Below are 21,812 nucleotides of genomic sequence, written 5' to 3'. Positions count from 1 at the left end.
CGCAGGAGCAACGGACTTGAGCAGGCATGCACTACCGTAGCAAGTACCGGACAGTGTTGTCCGGTTGCGATCGAGACAGCTTCCGCATCCCCCGGACAGGAAGAGTGACCCCATGCGACGACGCCCGATCCGATCCCTGACCGCGCTCGGAGCGGCCGGCCTGCTGGCCCTCACCGGGTGCGGCACCGCCACCACCACGGGCCCGGCCGCGGACACGCCGGCGGCCTCGACCGGCGAGGGCAGGACCGTCCGCGCGGAGAAGGCCATGCGGCTGACGCGGACCCACGAGGAGACCGGCATGACCCTGCTGGAGGGGCCCACCTTCGACGAGAACGGCGACCTGCTCGTCGTCGACGTCACCGCCCCGGCCGGTGAGCCCAAGGTGCTGCGCGTCGACGTCCACCGCAAGACGTCGCGCGCCGTCCACACCGACGACCGCGGCACCTACACGTCAGCGCAGTTCAGCCCGTACGACGGACGGATCTACCTGACGGACTTCTCCCACGGCGACATCGTCAGCCTGGCCCCGGACGGCGGCGACCCGCGGACCTTCTTCTCCGGCGAGGTCGACGGCGCCCCGATGAACCCCGACGACCTCGCCTTCGACCGCGAGGGAAACCTGTACGTCAGCGACTCCCGCGGGATGTCCGAGGGAGAGCCGAAGGGCCGCGTGGTGCGCATCGACCGGACCGGGAAGCACGCCACGGTGCTGGCGGCCGGGCTGGCGGCGCCGAACGGGATCTCGTTCGACGCGCGGTACCGCGGACTGTGGTTCAGCGAGCTGACCGAGAACCGGATCTCCTACCTTCTCCTGGACGACGAGGGCGGTGTCGCCTCGCGGCACACCGCCGTCCGGGTCGACGGCGGCCTCGCCCAGACCGACTCGATCGCCGTGGACGCGGACGGAAACCTCTACCAGGCCCTGCACGGCCGCCCCGCGATGGCCGTGTACAGCCCGCACGGTGAACGCCTGGCGACCGTCGAGGTCCCCGCCCGCGCCGCCGCCGGCCTCCAGTCCGCGACCAACGTGGCGATCACGCCCGGAGGCACCGAGGCCTACCTCACCGTCAGCGGCCCCGCCGGCGGCTACCTGTACCGCTTCGAGGCACTGGGGCGGGGCGTACGGCAGTCCAACGGCGGCTGACCGCGCCGCCGGTCACCCCTCGTAGGGCCGCACCGCGCCCACCTCGACACCGAGCAGCCGCCAGGCCGCCAGCGCCCGGCGCTCCCTGTGCTCACGGGTGGGGCCGGTGACGGCACCGGAGACCATCGCGACGGCGACCATGAGGTCCTCCCGCTCGCCGCCCAGCCGATGCCCGGCCGGCAGGTGTTCACGCAGGGCCCGCTCGACCCGCTCGGACAGGGCGGAGGCGTACTCCGGGACCGCGGACACCTCGCCCGCCCTGTCCGCGTGCAGCAGGCTGATGAAGGCCGCCGACTGCGTCTGGTGCCACGTCAGAACGCCCAGAACTCCGACGATGTCCGCTCCCGGCTCCGCCGCGGCCTGCTCGATCTGCCGCACGTTCTCCTCCAGGACCGCCGTCGCCATGGCGGCCCGGTCGGGGAAGTGCCGGTACAGCACCCCTTGACCGACGCCGGCCCGACGCGCGATCGCGGACAGCGGGGCGTTCAGCCCGGAATCGGCGTAGATCTCCCGGGCAGCGGCGATGAGCGCGGCCCGGTTGCGGGCAGCGGCCCTGCGCCCTTCGTTCGCGGGCCGCCGTTCGTCGCGGGTGCGTTGCTGCGTCACCCCGAGAGCGTATCGGGCGGGTGCCGGGGCCGGCCGTGACCGCACGCCGTGCCTGCTGCCGCGCCCGGCCCCGGTCCGTCAGATGCCGCAGTTCGGCGCCGACCAGTACGGCGACGGGTCGAAGGCCACGTGGGTGTGGTCGTTGTGGCCGGGGTAGCCCGGGCCGAGGATCTCCGAGAAGCCGTGGGTCCTGGACTGCTGCGCCAGGCGGCAGAAGCTGGGTGATCCGGTGAGGTCGGCCGCGTCGCCGTAGAGGTGCCGGCTGGTGGCCGAGCCGCCGACGGCGTTGTTGCAGGCGCGGGAGCGGAAGCCACTGGAGATGGTGATCGGCACGTCCCCGAGGGCGTGCCGCATCGCCTCCAGCTTCCACATGGTCTTCAGCGCGTTCGACTTGGCTGTGGCGGCGGAGACCGCGCCGCCGGACCAGTCGGAGTTGCACTTGTTGAGTTCCGCGTAGCTGAAGTGGACGGGCGTGCAGTCCGCGTCCTGGAGCGAGTAGATCTTGCTGAAGGTGGCCGGTCCCGCGACGCCGTCCGCGGCCAGTCCGTACGCGGACTGGAACTTCTTGACGGCGGCGGTGGTGCGCGCGCCGTACTGGCCGTCGTAGGAGAGCCGCTCCCCCGAGGTGACCCAGCCCGCGACCCTGATCTGGAGCTGGGTGACGTCGCCGCCGGACGACCCCTGGGAGAGGGTGCGGTTCCAGGTGTAGCAGGAGTCCGCCTGAGCGGCGGTGGCGGTGGCTCCCACACCCACCGCCGCACCAGCCATGAGCATGACAAATGAGAGAAGCAGGCGTGCCGCGCGTCTGAACATCCCGGCCTCCCGACCGTCGAGCCGAACATGGACCGGACCAGCGTGCGGGACGGGGCTACGCGCGTCAACAGCGCGCAGGAGAAGGCAAGTCGACGTTTCCGCCTCGGCCGGGGATCACCCGTGCCATGGTGGGGAATAACCAACTCCCATTCCCCCCACAGCTCCTCAGGGAGGCCCCATGCTGCGCGGCATCGATGTCAGCGCGTACCAGTCGTCCAGTTACGGCACGGACGGCCTCTCCTTCGTCTTCGTCAAGGCGACGGAGGGCCGCACCTACGTCAACCCGAAGCTCGCGGCGCAGACGAAGCGAGGCCGCGACGCCGGGCTCGTCGTCGGCTTCTACCACTTCCTGTGGCCGGGCAACCTCGACGCCCAGGCCTCGTACTTCGTCTCCAAGGCCCCCGACCGCAAGGGCGACATCCTCGCCGTCGACTGGGAGACGACGGGCGAGGGCACCCACGCGAGCAACGCGGAGAAGGACAGCTTCATCCGGAAGGTCCGGGCGCTGCGGCCGGACAATCGGGTCATCCTGTATTGCAACAGGAACTTCTGGCTCAACGTCGACACGACCTCGTACGCCGGTGACGGCCTCTGGATCGCCGACTATGTGACGGCGGGCAAGCCGCGCATCCAGGCGGACTGGCGCTTCCACCAGTACACGGACGACCCGATCGACACCAACGTCGGGGACTTCGCGAGCAAGACGGCCCTCAAGGAGTGGGCGCAGAGCGCCTGAGAGGTCAGCCCCGGAAGTCCGCCGGGCGCTCCGGGGACGCCTCGGCCAGCGCCTTGGTGACTCCGTCGGCACCCGCGCGCAGACCGTACACCGGGGTGCCGGGCTGCTGGCGCCAGGAGTCGTCGATGCCTCCGGTGTCCACGGTGTCGAAGCCGAGCTCGTCGATCAGGGCGCGGACCTTCGCCTTGGCCGCCCCGTCGTCGCCGGAGACCGGCAGGGCGAGGCGGTCGGGGGCGCCCGCCGGGCGGGGGCGGTCGAGGATGTCCTGGGCGTAGGTGCCGTTGAACGCCTTGATCACCGGATGCCCGATGTGGCCCTCGGTCCAGCGGCTCTCGGTGAGCCCCTCGTCCTCGATGCCGGCGATCCTGCCGTCCCGCTGCGGGTAGTAGTTGCCGGTGTCGATGACCGCCGCGCCCTCGGCCGCCCCGTCGAACAGGCCCGACGGCAGATCCGGGACCGCCTTCAGCGGAACGGTGACGACCACCACCTCGGCGCCGCGCGCGGCCTCCGTGGCGAGGACCGGCGTGGCGCCGGTCTCCTCGGCCAGTGCGGCGAGTGTCTCGGGTCCTCGCGAGTTGGCCACGGAGACGTCGTGCCCCAGGGCGGTCAGCCGCCGGGTGAGGTTGCCACCGATGTTGCCCGCGCCGATGATGCCGATCTTCATGATGCCGAGTCGCCTGGCCCTTCGGGGTGGTGTTCCGGGTCGACGGCGCGCCGACCGCGCCGACGAGCCGGTCAACCCCGGTCCCCGGCGGCCTATTCCGGTGCCGCCCCGGCTTCACCCGGCCGCAGCAACCGCGGGTACGCGTCGGGGGCGCCTCCGGCCCGGCCGGGAGGCGCCCCCGTGGTGCGGGTGTCGCGGGTTCAGGACTTGTTCAGGGGGGCCCAGAACTCCTCGAACGACATCAGCTTGTCGCCGTCGAGGTCGCGGTTGGCGATGATCGCCTCGGCCACCGACTCGGTGACGTTCCAGTCGCCGCCCTGGGCCAGCGCCTTCTTGAACTCGGCCGCGGTGATGAAACCGTCACCGTCCGTGTCGATCCGGTCGAACTGCCTGCGTGCTTCCTCGATGTCCGCCACCGGTCCGCCCCTCATTCCCTGCTCAGCTGGTCTGCTCTGCTCGCCCCGTGGACGAATCTGACGCGAGTCAGACTAGCTGGCCGCACTCCGGCGTCAGTGCCAGGGCCGGTAGTGCGGGTTGCTCTCGCAGTCGTTCATGATCTCGGTCTTGGTCTTCCGGTCGACCGGGCAGACCCCGACGATGTACTGCCGCTGGATGCCGCCGGGGAAGGCGACCTCGACCTGGTCGGCCCACTTGTGTTTGTCGCCGATGGTCTTGTTGACGTCGATGCCGCCGGGGGCGTCGATGTAGTAGTTGTAGCCGGACTTGTACCAGGTCTTGTACAGGTCGTGGTCGTAGCTCGTCGAGACGTACGGCGAGGGCTGGTTGACCAGGACGTACTTCTCGACGTCGTACTGGCCGTTGTACACGTCCTTGGCGTGGAAGCCCTCCTCGAAGACGACCTGCGGGCCCCGGCTGTCGCTGCGGTAGAGGGTGCCGCAGGTGGTGCGCCAGACCGGCTCGGGGGTGATGCGCTCGACGTCGACGCCGCGGTCGGCGGCGGCCTTGGTCCTGTCGTCGAACTGGGGGCAGGCCGGTGCGGCCTTGGCGGGCGCCGTCGCGGTGGCGGCCGAGCCGGGGACGGTGGCGGCCGAGGTGGCGAAGACGGCGGCGAGCGACAGGACGGCGGCGGCGGCCCTGCGGCGCAGACGAGTGGTGATCATGAGGTCCACGATCCCGTTACCGGAGCTGCCCGTTCCGCATTCTCACCCGTAGGTGGCGTGTCCGGCGAACGGGGTTGCTACCGGCGGCAGATGACCACTCACCGGTCCACGACCCGCATCTCGAACCACGTCGTCTTGCCGAGCGGCAGCAGGTCGACGCCCCATCGGTCGGACAGCTTGTCCACGAGGAAGAGGCCCCGCCCGCTGATGTCCGTCTCCTGCACCGGCATCAGACAGGGCAGCCCCCGGGAGGGGTCGCGGACCTCGACGCGGATCCAGCCGGGGCGGCGGCGCATGTGGAGACCGAACACCCGGGCGCCGGTGTGCCGGACGGCGTTGCCGACCAGCTCGGAGACGAGCAGGACGGTGTCCTCGGTGACCTTGGGGCCGAGCTGCCACTGGCGCAGGGCCACCACTTGAGCCAGCCGGCGGGCGGTGGCGGCGGACTCGGGCCGGGACGGTAACGGAACCTCGTGCTCCGTGGGGTTGCCGAACAGCTCCAGCGCCTGGTGCGCGCGTTCGTCCTCCACCGCCGGCGACCAGCGCGCCGCGGTCGCACGTCCGGCTCCCCGCGGCTGTTCCGTACCCTCCAGCCCCGCCATGCCCCCATCATGGCCGCCCCCGGGGGGCTCCGGGGCCGTTCCCGGGGAATACGCCCCCGCGCGGGCGTGGCCCGACGCGGGGCGCTCGGCATATGCCAGAGGCAGCTCAGTACCGGGAAAGGCCCCACTGACCTGGGCGGACGACTCGGCCGGAGACAAGCGGCGGCCTCCCTCGACACGACACGCTTAATGGTGCGTTAAGGCTGCCATAAACCGCCCCATCGAGGGACCCGGATCAGACATCGCGTCAATTGCAAGCCTGTCAGCCGAACTTCGCCTTTCCGGGGCCGTCCTCCACGAAGCTGCGCATGCCGCGTTCGCGGTCCTCGGTGGCGAACAGACCGGCGAACCAGTTGCGTTCGACGGCGAGGCCGGTCTCGATGTCCGTCTCCAGGCCCGTGTCGACGGCCTCCTTCGCCGCGCGCAACGCGATGGCCGGCCCCTTGGCCAGCCGCGCGGCCCAGGCGTGCGCCTGCGCGTAGACCTCCCCGGCCGGGACCACGCGGTCGACCAGGCCGAGCGTCAGCGCCTCCTCGGCCTTCACCTGCCGGCCGGTGAAGATGAGGTCCTTGGCCCGGGAGGGGCCGACCAGCCGGGAGAGCCGCTGGGTGCCGCCGGCGCCCGGGATCAGGCCGAGCAGGATCTCGGGCTGGCCCAGCTTGGCGTTCTCCCCGGCGATGCGGAAGTCGGCGCAGAGCGCGAGTTCGCAGCCGCCGCCCAGCGCGTAGCCGGTCACGGCCGCGACCACCGGCTTGGGGATGCGGGCCACCGCGGTGAAGGAGTCCTGCAGGGCACGGGCGCGCACGATCATCGCCGCGTGGTCCATCGCCTGCATCTCCTTGATGTCCGCGCCCGCCGCGAACACCTTCTCGCCGCCGTAGATCACCACGGCGCGCACGTCGTCGCGGCGGGTGGCCTCCTCGGCGAGTTCCTTGAGCCGGTCCTGCGTGGCGACGTCCAGGGCGTTCATGGGCGGGCGGTCCAGGCGCAGCGTGCCGACGCCGTCGGCGACTTCCAGATTCACGGTCATGCCCAGCAGGTTAACGGGGACTAACGATGTGGGCCCCGGTGCCGTACCTCACACGGAGGCGGACACCGGGGCCGTACGCGCTCTGCTGCCGGCAGGCTCAGGCCTTCCACTTCTCCCAGGACATGTTCCAGCCGTTGAGGCCGTTGTCCGGGGCGATGGTCGCGTCCTCGGAGTTCTTCACCACGACCACGTCGCCGATCAGCGAGTTCTCGAAGAACCACGCGGCCGGCGCCTTCTCGTCCCAGCCGCCGCGCACGTCGCGCAGCCCGATGCAGCCGTGGCTCGCGTTGCGGTTGCCGAAGGCGTCGCCGCCCCAGTAGTTGCCGTGGATGAAGGTGCCGGAGGTGGACAGGCGCATCGCGTGCGGGACGTCCTTGATGTCGTACTCGCCGCCGTAGCCGACCGTCTCGCCGTTCATCCTGGTTACCGCGAGCCGCTCGGTGATGACCATCTGGCCGTTCCAGGTCTCGTAGCCGGGCGAGCCGGTGGTGACCGGGATGTTCCTGAGGGTCTTGCCGTCCCGGACGACCTTCATCGTGTGCTTCTTGGCGTCGACGACGGAGACCTGGCTGCGGCCGACGGTGAAGGAGACGGTCTTGGCCTGCTTGCCGTAGACGTCCTCGCGGCCCTCGACCCCGTCGAGGTTGAGGTCGACGGTGACCTTGGTGCCGGGCTTCCAGTACTTCTCGGGCCGGAAGTCGAGTCGGTCGTTGCCGAACCAGTGGCCCGCGACCTCCACGGCCGGCTCGGTCTTGATGCGGATGGCCTTCTCGACGTCCTCGGGGTTGGTGATGCCCCGGGTGAAGCGGATCGAGAACGGCATGCCGACGCCGACCTTCGAGCCGTCCTCCGGCGTGAAGGTGCCGACGAAGGTGTTCTCGGGCGTCAGCGTGGTGAAGCGGGAGTCCTCGGCCGCCGAACGCCCCTCGGCGTCCTTGGCGACCGCGTGCACGGTGTACGTGGTGGAGGCGGCCAGATGGGTGGACGGCGTCCAGGTGGCGCCGTCCCCGGATATCTTCCCGTCGACCTTCGCGCCCTCGGCGTCCTTCACCACGACCTCGGTGAGCTTGCCGTCGGCGGCCGCGACCTTGAGCGCGCCGCTGGTGTCGACGGCCTTGGCCCCGTTCTTCGGCGCGATGGTGACGACGGCCTCGGACTGCTTGCTCTGTGCCGCGGTGGAGTCCTTGCCCTTGCCGTTCCCGGCACCGCCCCCCGAGCCCGATCCGCCCCCGCCGCACGCGGTGACCGCCAGCATCAGCACGGCGAGCACCGCCCCCGATATCGGACGCACGTTCAACTTGTCTCCCCTCGCCGGGCCTGGTCCGGCCCGCACCCCGGTGCGCCCGCGCGCACCGGCGCATCGTAACCGCAGGCCAGGGGGTCAGGGGACTGGTGAAATGTCACTGTTCCGTACCGAGTTGGCGCCGGGCGCCGGGGTCACTTCACGGCACTCCCGGCGGTCCACTTCTTCCAGCCCATGTTCCAGCCGCCGAGCCCGTTGTCCGGGGCGACCGTCTTGTCCTTGCTGTTGACCACCTCGACGACGTCGCCGATGAGACTGCGGTCGAAGAACCAGCCCCCCGGGGTGTCGGAGCCGCCGCCCTTGTCGTCGCGCAGCCCGATGCAGCCGTGGCTGACGTTGGCCCGGCCGAACGTGTCCTCCGGCGCCCAGTAGTTGCCGTGCAGGAAGGTGCCGGAGCTGGTCAGGCGGATGGCGTGCGGGACGTCCGGGATGTCGTACTCGCCGCCGAAGCCGACCGTGCGGCTGTTCATGCGGGTGACGTCGAGCATCTCGGTGATCACCATTTTGCCGTTGTAGGTGGGGGTGGACGGGGCCCCCGCGGTGATCGGCACGGTGGCGAGCAGGGAGCCGTCCCGGCGCACCTCCATGGTCCGGCCGGCCGCGTCGACCCGCGAGACCTGGCCGCGGCCGACGGTGAAGGAGATCTTCTTGTGCTGGAGTCCGTAGGCGCCGGGCGCGCCCTCGACGTCGCGGAGGCCGAGGTCGACGGTGACCTCGGTGCCGGGCTCCCAGTACTCCTCGGGGCGGAAGTCGAGGCGTTCCTTGCCGAACCAGTGGGGGCGGACCTCGACGGCGGGCTTCGCGGTCACCGAGACGGCCCGTTCGACGGCGGCGCGGTCGGTGATCTCCCGGTTGAACTCCAGCGAGACGATCATTCCGGTGCCGACGACCGAGCGGTTCTCGGGGGCGACGTACGCGATGAAGCGCTCTTCGGGGACGTAGGTGGTGAAGGTGGTGTGCCGGGCGGAGCGGTGTCCCGCGCCGTCGAGGGCGACGGCGTCGACCGTGTACTTCGCGGCGAGGGCGAGCCGGTCGTCGTGGGGGCGCCAGCTGAGTCCGTCGTCGGAGATCCGGCCGGGCACCGGTGTCTCCTGCGCGTCCTGCGACCTGACGACCTTCACCGACTCCAGCCGTCCGTCGGGCACCCGCACCGACAGCTTCTTCTCCGGCCGGACGGCCTTGCTCCCGTCGTCCGGGGTGACGCGGATGACGTCCTCGGCGGCGGGTGGCTTGCCGAACACCCCGCCGATGCCGCCGCCGTCCGAGGTGCATCCGGCGGCCCCGGCCAGCAGTCCTGCCCATGTCAGTACGGCGGCCAGAGCGGCCCCCGCGCGCCGTGCGCGCCCATGTACGTGCCTCACATCCACCCGTAACGACCGGCCCGCCCTGGGGAAACGTGAGTGCGAGCCAACCGGTGGGCAGAACTGTGGGGAGGACGACGCGACGGGGAGCAGCGGCCGGGACGCCGCACGCCCTCTTGCCGGACGTCGTTCCATGAGCCGTGGGAGGCTGACAGGTGTCCAGCGCAGCCGAGCAGGAGGCGGTGGCCGGGAATCGGGCCGCCGACGACGCGCGCCCCTCCGTCGTGGTCAACGGCGCCCGACGTGCCGCACCGCCGCCCACCGTGCCGGCCTGGCCGGGCACCCCGGTGCCACTGGGCGCACGCTTCCGGACCGGCCCCGGCCAGGTGGCGGGGACCAACTTCGCGCTGTGGGCCGGCGGGGCGGAGGCGGTGGAGCTGTGCCTGTTCGACGGGCCGGGGCCCGGGGGCGGGGAGCGCCGGGTGCGGCTGACCGAGCTGACCCACGAGATCTGGCACGGTTTCGTGCCGGGCGTCCTGCCGGGGCAGCGATACGGCTTTCGGGTGCACGGCCGCTGGGACCCGTGGACCGGTGCCCGCTGGAATCCGGCGAAGCTGCTGCTCGACCCGTACGCGCGCGCCGTGGACGGCGACTTCGGGCTGCCGCCGCAGGTGTACGGGCACGTGCGGGACTGGCCGGAGCAGCGGGTGGCGGACACGGTGCGCGACGAGCGGGACTCGGCGCCGTACGTCCCGAAGGGTGTCGTGGTCGACGACGGCGGTCCCGACGACGAGTGGACGTACGACCGGCGGCCGAAGACGCCGTGGGCGGACTCGGTCATCTACGAGCTGCACGTGCGCGGCTTCACCAAGCTGCACCCGGGTATCCCCGAGGAGATGCGCGGGACGTACGCGGGCCTCGCGCACCCGGCGGCGATCGAGCATCTGACGCGGCTGGGCGTGACGGCGGTGGAGTTGCTGCCGGTGCACCAGTTCGCGCACGAGAGCCATCTGCTGGACCGCGGGCTGAAGAACTACTGGGGCTACAACTCGATCGGCTACTTCGCCCCGCACGCCGCCTACGCCGCCTCCGGCACCACCGGTGAGCAGGTCGGCGAGTTCCGGCGGATGGTGCGGGCGCTGCACGCGGCGGGCATCGAGGTGATCCTCGACGTGGTCTACAACCACACGGCGGAGGCCGGCGAGCTGGGTCCGACGCTCTCCCTGAAGGGCATCGACAACCGCGGCTACTACCGCCTCCAGGCCGACGCCCGCCGGTACGCCGACTACACGGGCTGCGGCAACACGCTGCACGTCGTCCAGCCGCACGTCCTGCGCCTGATCACCGACTCGCTGCGGTACTGGGTGACGGAGATGGGCGTGGACGGCTTCCGCTTCGACCTGGCGGCGGCGCTGGCCCGCTCGATGCACGACGTCGACATGCTCTCCCCGTTCCTCGCGGTGATCGCGCAGGACCCGGTGCTGCGCCGGGTGAAGCTGATCGCCGAGCCGTGGGACGTCGGCTCGGGCGGCTACCAGGTGGGCGCGTTCCCGCCGCTGTGGACGGAGTGGAACGACCGCTACCGCAACGCGGTGCGGGACTTCTGGCGGCACGCGCTGCCGGACGTGCGGGAGATGGGCTACCGCCTGTCGGGCTCCAGCGACCTGTACGCGTGGGGCGGGCGCAGGCCGTACGCCTCGGTCAACTTCGTCACCGCGCACGACGGCTTCACGCTGCGGGACCTGGTGAGCTACGAGCGCAAGCACAACGAGGCGAACGGCGAGGGCAACCGGGACGGCACGGACGACAACCGGTCCTGGAACTGCGGTACGGAGGGAGAGACGGAGGACGCGGACGTACGGGCACTGCGGCGGCGCCAGCTGCGCAACCTGCTGACCACGCTGCTGCTGTCGACCGGGGTGCCGATGCTGGTCGCCGGCGACGAGATGGGCCGCACCCAGCGCGGCAGCAACAACGCCTACTGCCAGGACAACGAGATCAGCTGGGTGGACTGGAGCCTGCTGGAGGACCCGGAGTGGCGCCCCCTGTTCGAGCTGGCCTCCCGCCTGATCGCCCTGCGCCACCGGCATCCGGTGCTGCGCCGCCGGGCCTTCTTCTCCGGCCGCGCGCACTCCGCGGACGGCCTGCGCGACCTGGCCTGGTTCACCGCCCGGGGCACGGAGATGACGGAACGGGACTGGTACGCCCCGGCCGCCACGCTCGGCATGTACCTGTCCGGGCGGGACATCCCGGGCCGCGACGAGCGGGGCGAGGCGATCTCCGACGACAGCTTCCTGGCCGTGCTCCACGCGGGTGAGACGCCGGCCGACTTCGTCCTGCCGGGGCCGCCGTGGGCCCAGCGGTACGAACTGCTCGTCGACACCGGCCGTGAGGACCAGACCGGGGCGCCGGAAACCGCTTATCCGGCGGGAGCGCCGGTCAGGGTGGCGGGGCGGACGGTCCTGCTGCTGCGGGCGGGGTAGCGCGGACGGCGGACGGTCCGGCGGGGGATGCCCCCGTACGACCCCCGTGCGCGCGAGAAACTCGCTGGGCAGTGTCAGTGGTGAACCGTAGGCTCGCTGCTGATGCCCACTACACCCGTTCCCGCCCCGGACTCCTCCGGCAACCGTTCCACCGTGCGCTCGCTGTCGCGGTTGTGGCCGTACGTACGCCCCGTGCGCGTGCGGTTGGCGACCGCGGCGTGCGTCGCGATCACCGCCTCCTGCGTGGGGCTGGTGATCCCCCTCGTCCTGAAGTGGATGGTGGACGGGCCGGTCGCCGACCGCGATCCGGCCGGCGTGTGGCTCGGGGCGCTGTACCTGCTGCTGCTCGGGCTGGCGGAGGCGCTGCTGTTCGGGTTGCGGCGGTGGATGGTGGCCCGTCCGCTGGCCGGCGTGGAGGCGGCGATGCGCGCGGACCTGTACGGGCGTCTGCAACGGCTGCCGGTGGCCTTCCACGACCGGTGGGCGTCGGGGCAGTTGCTGTCGCGCGGGACGACCGACCTGATGCTGCTGCGCATGTTCCTCGCCTTCCCGTTGACGTTCCTGCTGGTCAACGGGGTGACGATCCTGGTCGGCGTGGGCATCATGCTGGTCCAGGACTGGACGCTCGGCCTGGTCGTCCTCGGGCCCGCCATCCCTGTGATCGTCACCTGCGTGATCTTCGAGAAGAAGTACTCCGAGGTGGCGCGGAAGGCGCAGGACCAGGTCGGGGATCTGACGACCGTGGTCGAGGAGGGCGTGCTCGGCATCCGGATCATCAAGGGGTTCGGCCGGCACCGCAGCCAGGCGCGGGCCTTCCACGAGCTGTCCCACACGCTGCGCGGGACGGAGCTGCGCAAGGCGCGGCTGCTGGCGTCCATCTGGGCCGTCATCGTCGTCCTGCCGGAGGTCGCGATCGGGGCGGCGCTGGTGGTCGGGTCGGTGCAGGTGGCGGACGGGTCGCTGTCGGCGGGGACACTGGTGGCGTTCCTGTCCACCGCGCTGGCCCTGCGGTGGCCGGTGGAGTCCATCGGCTTCCTGCTCGCGATGAGCCAGGAGGCGGCGACGGCGACGGACCGGTACTTCGAGGTGATGGACGCCGATGTCGAGACGCAGGGCGACACCGCCCCCACCGCGGCGCGACCGCCCGCGGCCGAGCGGGCCGACGGCCTCCGGTTCGAGCACGTCCGGTTCCGGTACCCCGACGCGGCCCCCGGCTCCCCGCCCCTCCTGACCGACGTCGACCTGCACATCCGCCCCGGCGAGTCCATGGCCCTGGTCGGCGCCACCGGCAGCGGCAAGACGACGCTGACCGCGCTCGTCCCGCGTCTGCACGAGGTGACCGGCGGACGGATCACGCTGGACGGCGAGGACATCACCGCGCTGTCCCGCGAGGAACTGCGCTCGATGGTCGCCGTGGCCTTCGAGGAGCCCACCCTCTTCTCGGCCACCGTCGGCGAGAACGTGCTGATGGGCGCGGGCGACGGCGCCGGCGACGAGGCGCTGGACCGGGCGCTGTCGGTCGCGCAGGCCGACTTCGCGCACGCGCTTCCCCAGGGCACCGGTACCCAGGTCGGCGAGCAGGGCCTCAGCCTCTCCGGCGGCCAGCGCCAGCGCCTCGCGCTCGCCCGGGCCGTGGTCGGCAGGCCGAGGTTCCTCGTCCTGGACGACCCGCTGTCCGCCCTCGACGTGCACACCGAGGCCGCCGTGGAGGCGGCCCTGCGCGACGTGCTCGCGGACACCACCGCCCTGATCGTGGCCCACCGCCCCTCCACCGTCATGCTCGCCGACCGCGTCGCCCTGCTCTCCGGGGGCCGGATCGCCGCCGTCGGCACCCATCACGAACTGCTGCGCGGCAACGCCGAGTACGCCCACCTGATGTCCGGGCTCGACGGGCACGAGATGCCCGACGCGCCCGGGGGACTCCAGAAGGAGGACGCCCGATGACCGCGCCCACGGCCACCGCGCCGGACCGGGAGCAGCCGGACGGCGTGGACCCGGCCGGGAGCGGGGCACGCGCGGACGGCGACCTGTTCGACCAGGACGTCCTGCCCAGCCCGCCCGGCGCGACCGGCGTCCTGCTGCGCTCCCTGCTGGCGCCCCTGAGGGCCCGCGTCGCCCTGACCACCGTCCTCCTGCTGCTCCAGCAGGCGGCGGTGCAGGCGGGCCCGCTGCTGGTGGCGTACGCCATCGACCACGCGGTGCCGGCGCTGCGGGACGACGACCACGGACCGCTGGTCGCGGTGGGCGCCGGCTTCCTGCTGTGCTCGCTGGCGGCGGGCGGCCTCCAGTACGCGTTCATCGCGGCGGCCGCCCGGGTCAGCCAGGACGTCCTCCTCGACCTGCGCGGGCGGATCTTCCGGCACGCGCAGGCGCTGAGCGTCGACTTCCACGAGCGCTACACCTCGGGCCGGCTCATCTCCCGCTCCACCACGGACGTGGAATCCCTGCGCGAACTGCTCGACGAGGGACTCCAGGAGCTGGTGACGGTCATCCTCTCCTTCGTCTACATCGCGGCCCTGCTGCTCTGGCTGGACCTCGGTCTGGGCGCGGTCGCGGTGGCCTCGTTCGTGCCGCTGTACGCGCTGGTGCGGCTCTACCAGCGGCGCGCCGCGCGGGTGTACCGGCACCGGTCCACGGCGATCGCGGCGGTGATCGTGAAGTTCGTGGAGACGATGAACGGCATCCGTCCGGTGCGCGCCTTCCGCCGGGAGGCCGCCAACGACGCCGACTTCGCGGCCTTGAACCGGCGCCACGAGCGGACCAACGGCGACGCCCTCCTGGAGATGGCCCGCTACGTCGTCGGGTCCCGGCTGGTCGCCAACACGGCCGTCGCGGGCATCGTGCTGTGGGGCGCCTACCGGGTCGCGGGCGGCACGCTGGCGCTCGGTGTGCTGGCGGCGTCGGTGCTGTACCTGCGGCGGCTGTACGACCCGATCGACCGGCTCGGCATGTTCCTGAACTCGTACCAGTCGGCGGCCGCCTCCCTGGAGAAGATCGCCGGGCTGCTGGCCCAGACGCCCTCGGTGCCCGAACCGGCCGCGCCGAAGGAGCTGCCCCCGGCGGTCTCCGAACACCCGGGCCGCGAGGTGGTCTTCGACGCGGTGAGCTTCGGCTACCGCACCGGCGGCGAGGTGCTGCCGCGCTTCGCGCTGACCCTCCCGGCCGGGCAGACGGTCGCCGTGGTCGGGTCGACCGGCGCGGGCAAGTCGACGCTGGCCAAGCTGCTCGCCCGGTTCTACGACCCCTCCGCCGGACGGGTCCTGCTCGACGGCGTCGACCTGCGCGACCTGGCGGTGCCCGAGCTGCGGCGCGGGGTGGTGATGGTGACGCAGGAGGCGTTCCTGTTCTCCGGCACGGTCGCCGACAACATCGCGATCGGCCGGCCGGAGGCGACGCGGGAGGAGATCGAGCGGGCCGCGAAGGCGATCGGCGCCCACGACTTCATCGCCGCGCTGCCGGACGGCTACGACACCGACGTCCGTAAGCGCGGTGGCCGCATCTCCGCCGGTCAGCGGCAGCTGGTCGCGTTCGCCCGGGCGTTGCTCGCGGATCCGGCGGTGCTGATCCTGGACGAGGCGACCAGTTCGCTGGACGTGCCCGGCGAGCGTGCGGTGCAGCGGGCGATGACGACGGTGCTGAAGGGCCGTACGGCGGTGGTGATCGCGCACCGGCTGTCGACCGTGGCGATCGCGGACCGGGTGCTGGTCATGGAGCACGGCCGGATCGTCGAGGACGGCCCCCCGGACGAACTGATCGGCGGCACGGGCCGGTTCGCGGATCTGCACCGGGCGTGGCGGGACAGTCTCGCGTGAGGGCGGTCCGGCGCCGGCGGCGGCCGTGGTGATCGACGCGTACGAGGACCCGGGCACCCCGGAGCGCCGGGGCGGCTGGCGCTACCTCGCCTGGCTGGTCGGCAGGCAGTGGCCGCGCTGCGCGGCGGGCGCGGTGCTCGCCAGTACCTGGATGGTGCTGCTGGCGGCGACGCCGTACCTGATGGCACGGGCCGTCGACCACGGCCTGGAGCCCGGCGACACGGGCGCGCTGGCGGGCTGGACCGGCGCGCTGGTCGGCGTCGGGGCCCTCAACGCGTGGCTGGGCCTGATGCGGCACCGCGTGATGACCCGGGTGCGCATGGACGCCAACTTCCGCACGGTCAAGGTGGTCGTGGGGCACGCCACCCGGCTCGGTGCCGCGCTGCGCGGACAGGTGGGCGCCGGGGAGGTCGTCACCATCGGCGTCGGCGACGTGCAGACCATCAGCACCTCGCTGACGGCCGTGGGTCCGGGCGTCGGGGCGGTCGTCGCCTACGCGGCGGTCGGCGCGCTGATGCTCTCGGTGTCCACTCGGCTCGCCCTCGTGGTGCTCATCGGGGTGCCGGTGCTCGCGTTGCTGCTCGGTCCGCTCATGGAACGCCTCCAGGGCCGGGAGTCGGCGTACCGGGAGGGGCAGTCGGTGCTCACCGCGCGCATCGGCGACCTCGCGGGCGGGCTGCGGGTGCTGAACGGGCTGGGCGGCAAGGGCCTGGTCGCGGACGCGTTCCGCCGGGACTCGGAGCGGCTGCGCGAGCGCGGCTACCGGGTCGGGGCGGTGACCAGCTGGATCCAGGCCCTCGGGGTGGGGCTGCCGGTGCTGTTCCTGGCGCTGGTGACCTGGCTGGGCGCCCGGCAGGCCGTGCAGGGGCACATCAGCGTGGGCGAGCTGGTGTCGGTGTACGGCTACGTGGTCGCGCTGGGCTGGCCGGTGTCGTTCCTGATCGAGATGGGCCACCAGCTCAGCCGGGGCGTAGTGGCCGCCCGCCGCGTCGTCGCCTTCCTGCGCCTGGAGCCCGAGCCGGTCACCGGCACCCGCGACGCCCCCGCCGAGCCCTCGGCCCTGCACGACCCGGCCTCCGGCGTACGCGTCCTCCCGGGCCGGCTGACCGCCCTGGCCGGCTCCCGCCCCACCGACGCCGCCGAGGTCATCGACCGCCTGGGCCGCTACACCCCGTCGGAGGCGACCTGGGGCGACGTCCCGCTGTCCGACATCCCCCTCCCCCAGATCCGCTCCCGCATCCTGGTCGCCGAGGCGGAGGCCGACCTGTTCGCGGGCGCCCTGCGCGAAGTAATGGGCGATCAGGACACGCCCCCAAGGGGCGCGGGGAACTGCGCGACAAGCCACGACGAACCCGCAGCCGCCCGACACCAGCACCCGGCAGACGATTCGGCGCACCTCAAAGCCCTCCACGCAGCCGCCGCCGACGACATCCTCCAGTCCCTCCCCGACGGACTGGACACCCCCGTCGCCGCCCAGGGCAACACCCTCTCCGGCGGACAACGCCAACGCATCCGCCTCGCCCGCGCCCTCCACACCGCACCGGAGGTGCTCCTCGCCGTGGAACCGACCTCCGCCCTGGACGCCCACACCGAGGCAACGGTCGCGGCCCGTCTGAGGGACGCCCGCGCGGGCCGCACGACCGTGGTCGCGTCCACGTCCCCGCTGATGCTGGACCGCGCCGACACGGTGGTGTTCCTGGTCGACGGCAAGGTGGCCGCCACCGGATCCCACCGCGAACTCCTCACCACGGAACCGGGATACCGCGCGCTGGTCGCGCGGGACGAGGAGGCGGTCCGATGACGTCCGCGGGACAGCTCCCCGTCGCCGAACGCGCCGACGTCCGGCGGGCCGCGGCCCGGCTGCTGGCCGAGGACCGCCGCGCCCTGGCCACCGTCCTCGGCCTCAACGGCCTCGCCGCCGCAGCCGGTCTGGCCGGTCCCTGGCTGCTGGGCCGGATCGTCGACCAGGTGCGCGCCGGGGCCGGGGTCGGGGCCGTCGACCGCATGGCTCTCGCCATTCTGCTCTGCTCGCTGGCCCAGCTGCTGCTGGCCCGCTGGGCCCGTTACGTCGGCCACCGCTTCGGGGAGCGGACGCTGGCCCGGGTGCGGGAGAAGTACGTGGAGCGGGCGCTCGCGCTGCCCGCGTCGGTGGTGGAGCGGGCCGGCACCGGCGACCTGACGACCCGCGGCACCGCCGACGTGACCACCGTCGGCACGACACTGCGCGACGCCGGGCCCGATCTCCTGGTCAACTCGGTGCAGGCGCTGTTCCTGACGGGCGCGGTGTTCGTGCTCGACCCGCTGCTCGGCGCGGTCGGGGTGCTGGGGCTGACGCCGGCCTGGGTCGCGCTGCGCTGGTACCTGCGCCGGGCGCGGGCCGCGTACCTGGCCGAGGGCGCGGCGACGTCGGAGGTGGCGGAGACCCTCACCGCCACGGTGGCGGGGGCCCGTACGGTCGAGGCGTTCCACCTGGCGGGCCGGCGCGTGGCGGCGAACCGGGAGGCGCTGGAGGTCTCGCTGCGCACCCGGCTGCGCACGCTCTTCCTGCGCAGCGTGTTCTTCCCGGCGGTGGACGTCTCCTACGTGCTGCCGGTGGCGGGCGTCCTGCTGTGCGGGGGGTTCCTGCACGCGCACGGGTCGGTGAGCCTCGGGACGGTGGTGTCGTGCGCCGTGTACCTCCAGCAGCTGGCGGGGCCGCTGGACGAGGTGTTGATGCGGACCGAGCAGCTCCAGGCGGGCGCGGCGTCCTTCGCCCGGGTGGAGGGGCTGGCCCGCGCCCCGCGGTCGGCGGCGGACGGGTCGGCGGTTCCGGCGGACGACCGCATCGACGTCCGGGGGGTGCGGTACGCCTACGAGCGGGGCGGCGAGGTGCTGCGCGGCGTGGACCTGACGGTGCGGCCGGGTGAACGGCTGGCGGTCGTCGGTCCGTCGGGCGCCGGGAAGACCACGCTGAGTCGGCTCCTCGCGGGCGTCGACGCGCCGACGGAGGGCTCGGTGACGGTGGGCGGGGTGCCCGTGGTCGCGCTCGGTCCGGAGCGGCTGCGCCGTCAGGTCGTGCTCGTCACCCAGGAGCACCACGTGTTCCTGGGCACGGTCCGGGACAATCTCCTGATCGCCGAACCGGGTGCCGGGGACGGTGAGTTGTGGGCGGCGCTCGCCGCGGTGGGCGCCGAGCCGTGGGTGCGGGAGCTGCCCGGGGGTCTCGATGCCGAGCTGGGCGCCAAGGGACACCGCACGGACGGCTCGCAGGCCCAGCAGCTGGCCCTGGCCCGGGTGGTGCTGGCCGACCCGCACACGCTGATCCTGGACGAGGCCACCGCCCTCCTCGACCCGACGACGGCCCGGCACACCGAGCAGGCGCTCGCCGCGGTGCTGAAGGGCCGTACGGTCATCGCCATCGCGCACCGGCTGCACACCGCGCACGACGCCGACCGGGTGGCCGTGATGGAGGGCGGCCTGCTGACCGAACTGGGCACGCACGAGGAGCTGGTGGCGGCCGGCGGGGCGTACGCGGCGCTGTGGGGTTCCTGGCACGGGGAGCCGTCCGGCCGGGCGGCCGGGGACTGACCGGGCAGTCAGTAGCCGGGCCGCACGCGACGGTTCCGTTTATCGAACGTGAACTCCCGGTCAACGAACCGTTTCCAGCCAACTTGCTGACGCGCTCCTGACAAGTAGGGCGTACTCCTGCCACTCTTCCGTCGGTCCCTTCACAGCGCCCCCACAGCTTCCTCACGAGCGCTGTGCGGCGACCAGCTCCCGCACGTGATCTCTGCGTACCGCACAGTTCCGCCCGGCCGGCCACCCGCCGACCGGTCTCCCCTGGCCGCGCACCCCGTGGCCACGCAGAAGGAGTCGGTGTTGAGCAGCAGTTCTCCCCACAGACGCACCTCCCACACCACGTCCCACACCCCCTCCCGCCGCGTCGCGCACCGGCGTGCCGCGGCGGTCGCGCTGGCCGGTGTCGCCGCGCTGATCGCCACCGCGGTGCAGTCCGGCGCCGCCACCGCCGCGCCCGCCCAGGCCCCCGCACCGGGCGCCGAGTCGGTCACGCTGACCCCGGGCCAGCGCGCCGAGCTGATCCGCGACGCCAACGCCACCAAGGCCGAGACGGCCGGCGACCTGGGCCTGGGCGCGAAGGAGAAGCTGGTCGTCCGCGACGTGGTCAAGGACCGCGACGGCACGCTGCACACCCGCTACGAGCGGACCTACGACGGGCTGCCCGTCCTCGGCGGCGACCTGGTCGTGACCAGCGACGCCGGGAAGACCGAGCGGGTCGTGAAGGCCACGTCCAAGGCGATCAGGCCGGCCACGGTGACGCCGGGGATATCCGCCGGCAAGGCGGAGCAGCAGGCCGTGTCCGTCGCGAAGGCCGCCGGCGCCGAGGGGGCGGAGGCCGACCGGGCCCCGCGCAAGGTGGTCTGGGCGGCGCAGGGCACCCCGGTGCTGGCGTACGAGACGGTCGTGGGCGGCCTCCAGGAGGACGGCACCCCGAACGAGCTGCACGTGATCACCGACGCCGCCACCGGCGCCAAGCTCTTCGAGTACCAGGCGATCCACAACGGCACCGGCAACACCATGTACAGCGGCACGGTGACGCTGGGCACCGCGCAGTCCGGGTCGTCGTACACGCTGACCGACACCGCGCGCGGCAACCACAAGACGTACAACCTGAACCGCGGCACCTCCGGCACCGGGACGCTCTTCAGCGGCCCCGACGACGTCTGGGGCAACGGCCAGGCCTCCAACGCCGAGACCGCCGGCGCCGACGCCCACTACGGGGCCGCGCTGACCTGGGACTACTACAAGAACGTCCACGGCAGGTCCGGCATCCGCGGCGACGGGGTGGGCGCCTACTCGCGCGTCCACTACGGCAACAACTACGTCAACGCCTTCTGGTCGGACAGCTGCTTCTGCATGACGTACGGCGACGGTTCGGGCAACGCCAACCCGCTGACGTCCATCGACGTGGCCGCGCACGAGATGACGCACGGCGTCACCTCCAACACCGCGGGCCTGATCTACAGCGGCGAGTCCGGCGGCCTCAACGAGGCCACCTCCGACATCTTCGGCGCGGCCGTCGAGTTCCACGCGAACAACTCCAGCGACGTCGGTGACTACCTCATCGGCGAGGAGATCGACATCAACGGCGACGGCACGCCGCTGCGCTACATGGACAAGCCGAGCAAGGACGGCGCCTCCAAGGACGCCTGGTACTCGGGCATCGGCAACATCGACGTCCACTACTCCTCGGGCCCCGCCAACCACTTCTTCTACCTGCTGAGCGAGGGCAGCGGCACCAAGACCATCAACGGTGTCACCTACGACTCGCCCACCTCGGACGGTCTCCCGGTCACCGGCATCGGCCGCGACAAGGCGGCGAAGATCTGGTTCCGCGCGCTGACCACGAAGTTCACCTCGAACACCAACTACGCGGCGGCGCGCACCGGCACCCTCGCGGCCGCCGGTGAGCTGTACGGCACCGACAGCACCGAGTACAAGCGGGTGCAGGACGCCTGGGCCGGCATCAACGTCGGCGCCCGCTCCGGCGGCGGCGGTGGCGGCACCTCCTTCGAGAACGCCGCCAACGTGGCGATCCCGGACAACGGCGCGGCCGTCACCTCGTCGGTCACCGTGACCGGCCGGGCGGGCAACGCGCCCGCCAACCTCCAGGCAGCGGTGGAGATCGTGCACACCTGGCGCGGCGACCTGGTGGTCGACCTGCTGGCCCCGGACGGGACCGCGTACCGCCTGAAGAACTCCAGTTCCTCGGACTCGGCGGACAACGTGAACCAGACGTACACGGTGAACGCATCCTCGGAGACCGCCAACGGCACCTGGAAGCTGCGCGTCCAGGACGTTGCGGCCCGCGACACCGGGTACATCGACTCCTTCAAACTCACCTTCCCGTAGGCCCGCACGCGGGTCCCCACGGTCAGGGCGCCGTCCCGGTGGTTCGAATCCCCGGGGCGGCGCCCTCCCGCGTCCGCCCTCTTTTTGCCAAGGCCATACGCACTGAAGGTTGCCGCTTTGCCGAGGTCACGCGGGTTCACACGCCCGCAACATTCACCCGGCCGTCAACTTTCGGCCAACATCATTCGACCCCCCTGACATGTACGCGCCCTCGGTGTCAGTCTTCGGTGATCCACCGCACAACTTCGCAGTCAACTCCGGCCGGACACCCCACGCCGACCGGATCC

At 72.4% G+C, this 21,812-nt stretch carries 17 protein-coding genes; 8 read left to right on the top strand and 9 right to left on the bottom strand.

Going from position 1 to position 21,812, the window contains the following annotated elements:
* Window positions 1-112: 112 nt before the first annotated feature.
* Entirely contained in the window at window positions 113-1,144 is a 1,032-nt protein-coding gene (locus ACGF3J_RS08160) for an SMP-30/gluconolactonase/LRE family protein (protein ID WP_393853652.1), read from the top strand.
* A 12-nt stretch (window positions 1,145-1,156) separates the two neighbouring features.
* On the opposite strand, the gene ACGF3J_RS08155 is transcribed toward ACGF3J_RS08160, so the two are convergent.
* Entirely contained in the window at window positions 1,157-1,750 is a 594-nt protein-coding gene (locus ACGF3J_RS08155) for a TetR/AcrR family transcriptional regulator (protein WP_393853651.1), read from the bottom strand.
* Window positions 1,751-1,828: 78 nt separating this feature from the next.
* A complete protein-coding gene (locus ACGF3J_RS08150) occupies window positions 1,829-2,563 on the bottom strand; it encodes a D-Ala-D-Ala carboxypeptidase family metallohydrolase (protein ID WP_161329534.1) in 735 nt (244 codons plus the stop codon).
* A 178-nt stretch (window positions 2,564-2,741) separates the two neighbouring features.
* Here ACGF3J_RS08150 and ACGF3J_RS08145 point away from each other — a divergent pair, with 178 nt between their 5' ends.
* Window positions 2,742-3,299, top strand: a complete 558-nt coding sequence (locus ACGF3J_RS08145; protein ID WP_386932069.1) for a glycoside hydrolase family 25 protein — start codon at window positions 2,742-2,744, stop codon at window positions 3,297-3,299.
* 4 nt (window positions 3,300-3,303) lie between these two features.
* On the opposite strand, the gene ACGF3J_RS08140 is transcribed toward ACGF3J_RS08145, so the two are convergent.
* The 7 genes from ACGF3J_RS08140 to ACGF3J_RS08110 form a co-directional block, all read right to left on the bottom strand.
* Entirely contained in the window at window positions 3,304-4,038 is a 735-nt protein-coding gene (locus ACGF3J_RS08140; RefSeq protein WP_393853650.1) for an NADPH-dependent F420 reductase, read from the bottom strand.
* 125 nt (window positions 4,039-4,163) lie between these two features.
* Window positions 4,164-4,379, bottom strand: coding sequence for an EF-hand domain-containing protein (locus ACGF3J_RS08135; RefSeq protein WP_161329536.1), 216 nt, complete (start codon window positions 4,377-4,379; stop codon window positions 4,164-4,166).
* A 93-nt stretch (window positions 4,380-4,472) separates the two neighbouring features.
* Entirely contained in the window at window positions 4,473-5,084 is a 612-nt protein-coding gene (locus ACGF3J_RS08130; protein WP_161329537.1) for an ADP-ribosyltransferase, read from the bottom strand.
* Window positions 5,085-5,182: 98 nt separating this feature from the next.
* Entirely contained in the window at window positions 5,183-5,686 is a 504-nt protein-coding gene (locus tag ACGF3J_RS08125; protein ID WP_161329538.1) for an ATP-binding protein, read from the bottom strand.
* A gap of 262 nt (window positions 5,687-5,948) precedes the next feature.
* A complete protein-coding gene (locus tag ACGF3J_RS08120; protein ID WP_393853649.1) occupies window positions 5,949-6,716 on the bottom strand; it encodes an enoyl-CoA hydratase/isomerase family protein in 768 nt (255 codons plus the stop codon).
* A gap of 97 nt (window positions 6,717-6,813) precedes the next feature.
* On the bottom strand, window positions 6,814-8,013 hold the full coding sequence (locus tag ACGF3J_RS08115) for an Ig-like domain-containing protein (protein WP_161328033.1): 1,200 nt from the start codon (window positions 8,011-8,013) through the stop codon (window positions 6,814-6,816).
* Between the two features lie 140 nt (window positions 8,014-8,153).
* Window positions 8,154-9,380 carry an Ig-like domain-containing protein gene (locus ACGF3J_RS08110; protein WP_393853648.1) on the bottom strand — a complete coding sequence of 409 codons (1,227 nt, stop codon included), beginning with the start codon at window positions 9,378-9,380 and terminating at the stop codon, window positions 8,154-8,156.
* A gap of 155 nt (window positions 9,381-9,535) precedes the next feature.
* Between ACGF3J_RS08110 and glgX the strand changes: the two genes are divergently transcribed.
* From glgX to ACGF3J_RS08080, 6 genes are all read left to right on the top strand, one after another.
* Window positions 9,536-11,803, top strand: a complete 2,268-nt coding sequence (gene glgX, locus ACGF3J_RS08105) for a glycogen debranching protein GlgX (protein ID WP_393853647.1) — start codon at window positions 9,536-9,538, stop codon at window positions 11,801-11,803.
* 102 nt (window positions 11,804-11,905) lie between these two features.
* Window positions 11,906-13,747 (top strand): ABC transporter ATP-binding protein, encoded by a 1,842-nt coding sequence (locus ACGF3J_RS08100; protein ID WP_393853646.1) that lies wholly within the window; start codon window positions 11,906-11,908, stop codon window positions 13,745-13,747.
* On the top strand, window positions 13,744-15,615 hold the full coding sequence (locus ACGF3J_RS08095) for an ABC transporter ATP-binding protein (RefSeq protein WP_161328037.1): 1,872 nt from the start codon (window positions 13,744-13,746) through the stop codon (window positions 15,613-15,615). Before ACGF3J_RS08100 ends, ACGF3J_RS08095 begins: the two co-directional genes overlap by 4 nt.
* A 28-nt stretch (window positions 15,616-15,643) precedes the next feature.
* Window positions 15,644-17,416, top strand: coding sequence for an ABC transporter ATP-binding protein (locus tag ACGF3J_RS08090; protein ID WP_393853703.1), 1,773 nt, complete (start codon window positions 15,644-15,646; stop codon window positions 17,414-17,416).
* Window positions 17,413-19,182: an ABC transporter ATP-binding protein gene (locus tag ACGF3J_RS08085; RefSeq protein ID WP_393853645.1), complete on the top strand. Its 1,770-nt coding sequence runs from the start codon at window positions 17,413-17,415 to the stop codon at window positions 19,180-19,182. Before ACGF3J_RS08090 ends, ACGF3J_RS08085 begins: the two co-directional genes overlap by 4 nt.
* A 291-nt stretch (window positions 19,183-19,473) precedes the next feature.
* Window positions 19,474-21,525, top strand: coding sequence for a M4 family metallopeptidase (locus ACGF3J_RS08080; RefSeq protein ID WP_393853644.1), 2,052 nt, complete (start codon window positions 19,474-19,476; stop codon window positions 21,523-21,525).
* The last annotated feature ends 287 nt before the right edge of the window (window positions 21,526-21,812 follow it).

The organism is Streptomyces sp. NPDC048171, assembly GCF_043202655.1.
Classification (GTDB): Bacteria; Actinomycetota; Actinomycetes; order Streptomycetales; family Streptomycetaceae; genus Streptomyces.
The sequence above is the reverse complement of the archived record's forward strand: the minus strand, read 5'-3'. Positions and strand labels throughout refer to the sequence as shown.

Excerpts from the sequence above, each read along its gene's own strand:
- ACGF3J_RS08130 (WP_161329537.1), bottom strand. The coding sequence starts at position 5,084 with ATGATCACCACTCGTCTGCGCCGCAGGGCCGCCGCCGCCGTCCTGTCG.
- ACGF3J_RS08145 (WP_386932069.1), top strand. The coding sequence starts at position 2,742 with ATGCTGCGCGGCATCGATGTCAGCGCGTACCAGTCGTCCAGTTACGGC.
- ACGF3J_RS08100 (WP_393853646.1), top strand. The coding sequence starts at position 11,906 with ATGCCCACTACACCCGTTCCCGCCCCGGACTCCTCCGGCAACCGTTCC.
- ACGF3J_RS08125 (WP_161329538.1), bottom strand. The coding sequence starts at position 5,686 with ATGGCGGGGCTGGAGGGTACGGAACAGCCGCGGGGAGCCGGACGTGCG.
- ACGF3J_RS08095 (WP_161328037.1), top strand. The coding sequence starts at position 13,744 with ATGACCGCGCCCACGGCCACCGCGCCGGACCGGGAGCAGCCGGACGGC.
- ACGF3J_RS08120 (WP_393853649.1), bottom strand. The coding sequence starts at position 6,716 with ATGACCGTGAATCTGGAAGTCGCCGACGGCGTCGGCACGCTGCGCCTG.
- ACGF3J_RS08085 (WP_393853645.1), top strand. The coding sequence starts at position 17,413 with ATGACGTCCGCGGGACAGCTCCCCGTCGCCGAACGCGCCGACGTCCGG.
- ACGF3J_RS08150 (WP_161329534.1), bottom strand. The coding sequence starts at position 2,563 with ATGTTCAGACGCGCGGCACGCCTGCTTCTCTCATTTGTCATGCTCATG.
- ACGF3J_RS08160 (WP_393853652.1), top strand. The coding sequence starts at position 113 with ATGCGACGACGCCCGATCCGATCCCTGACCGCGCTCGGAGCGGCCGGC.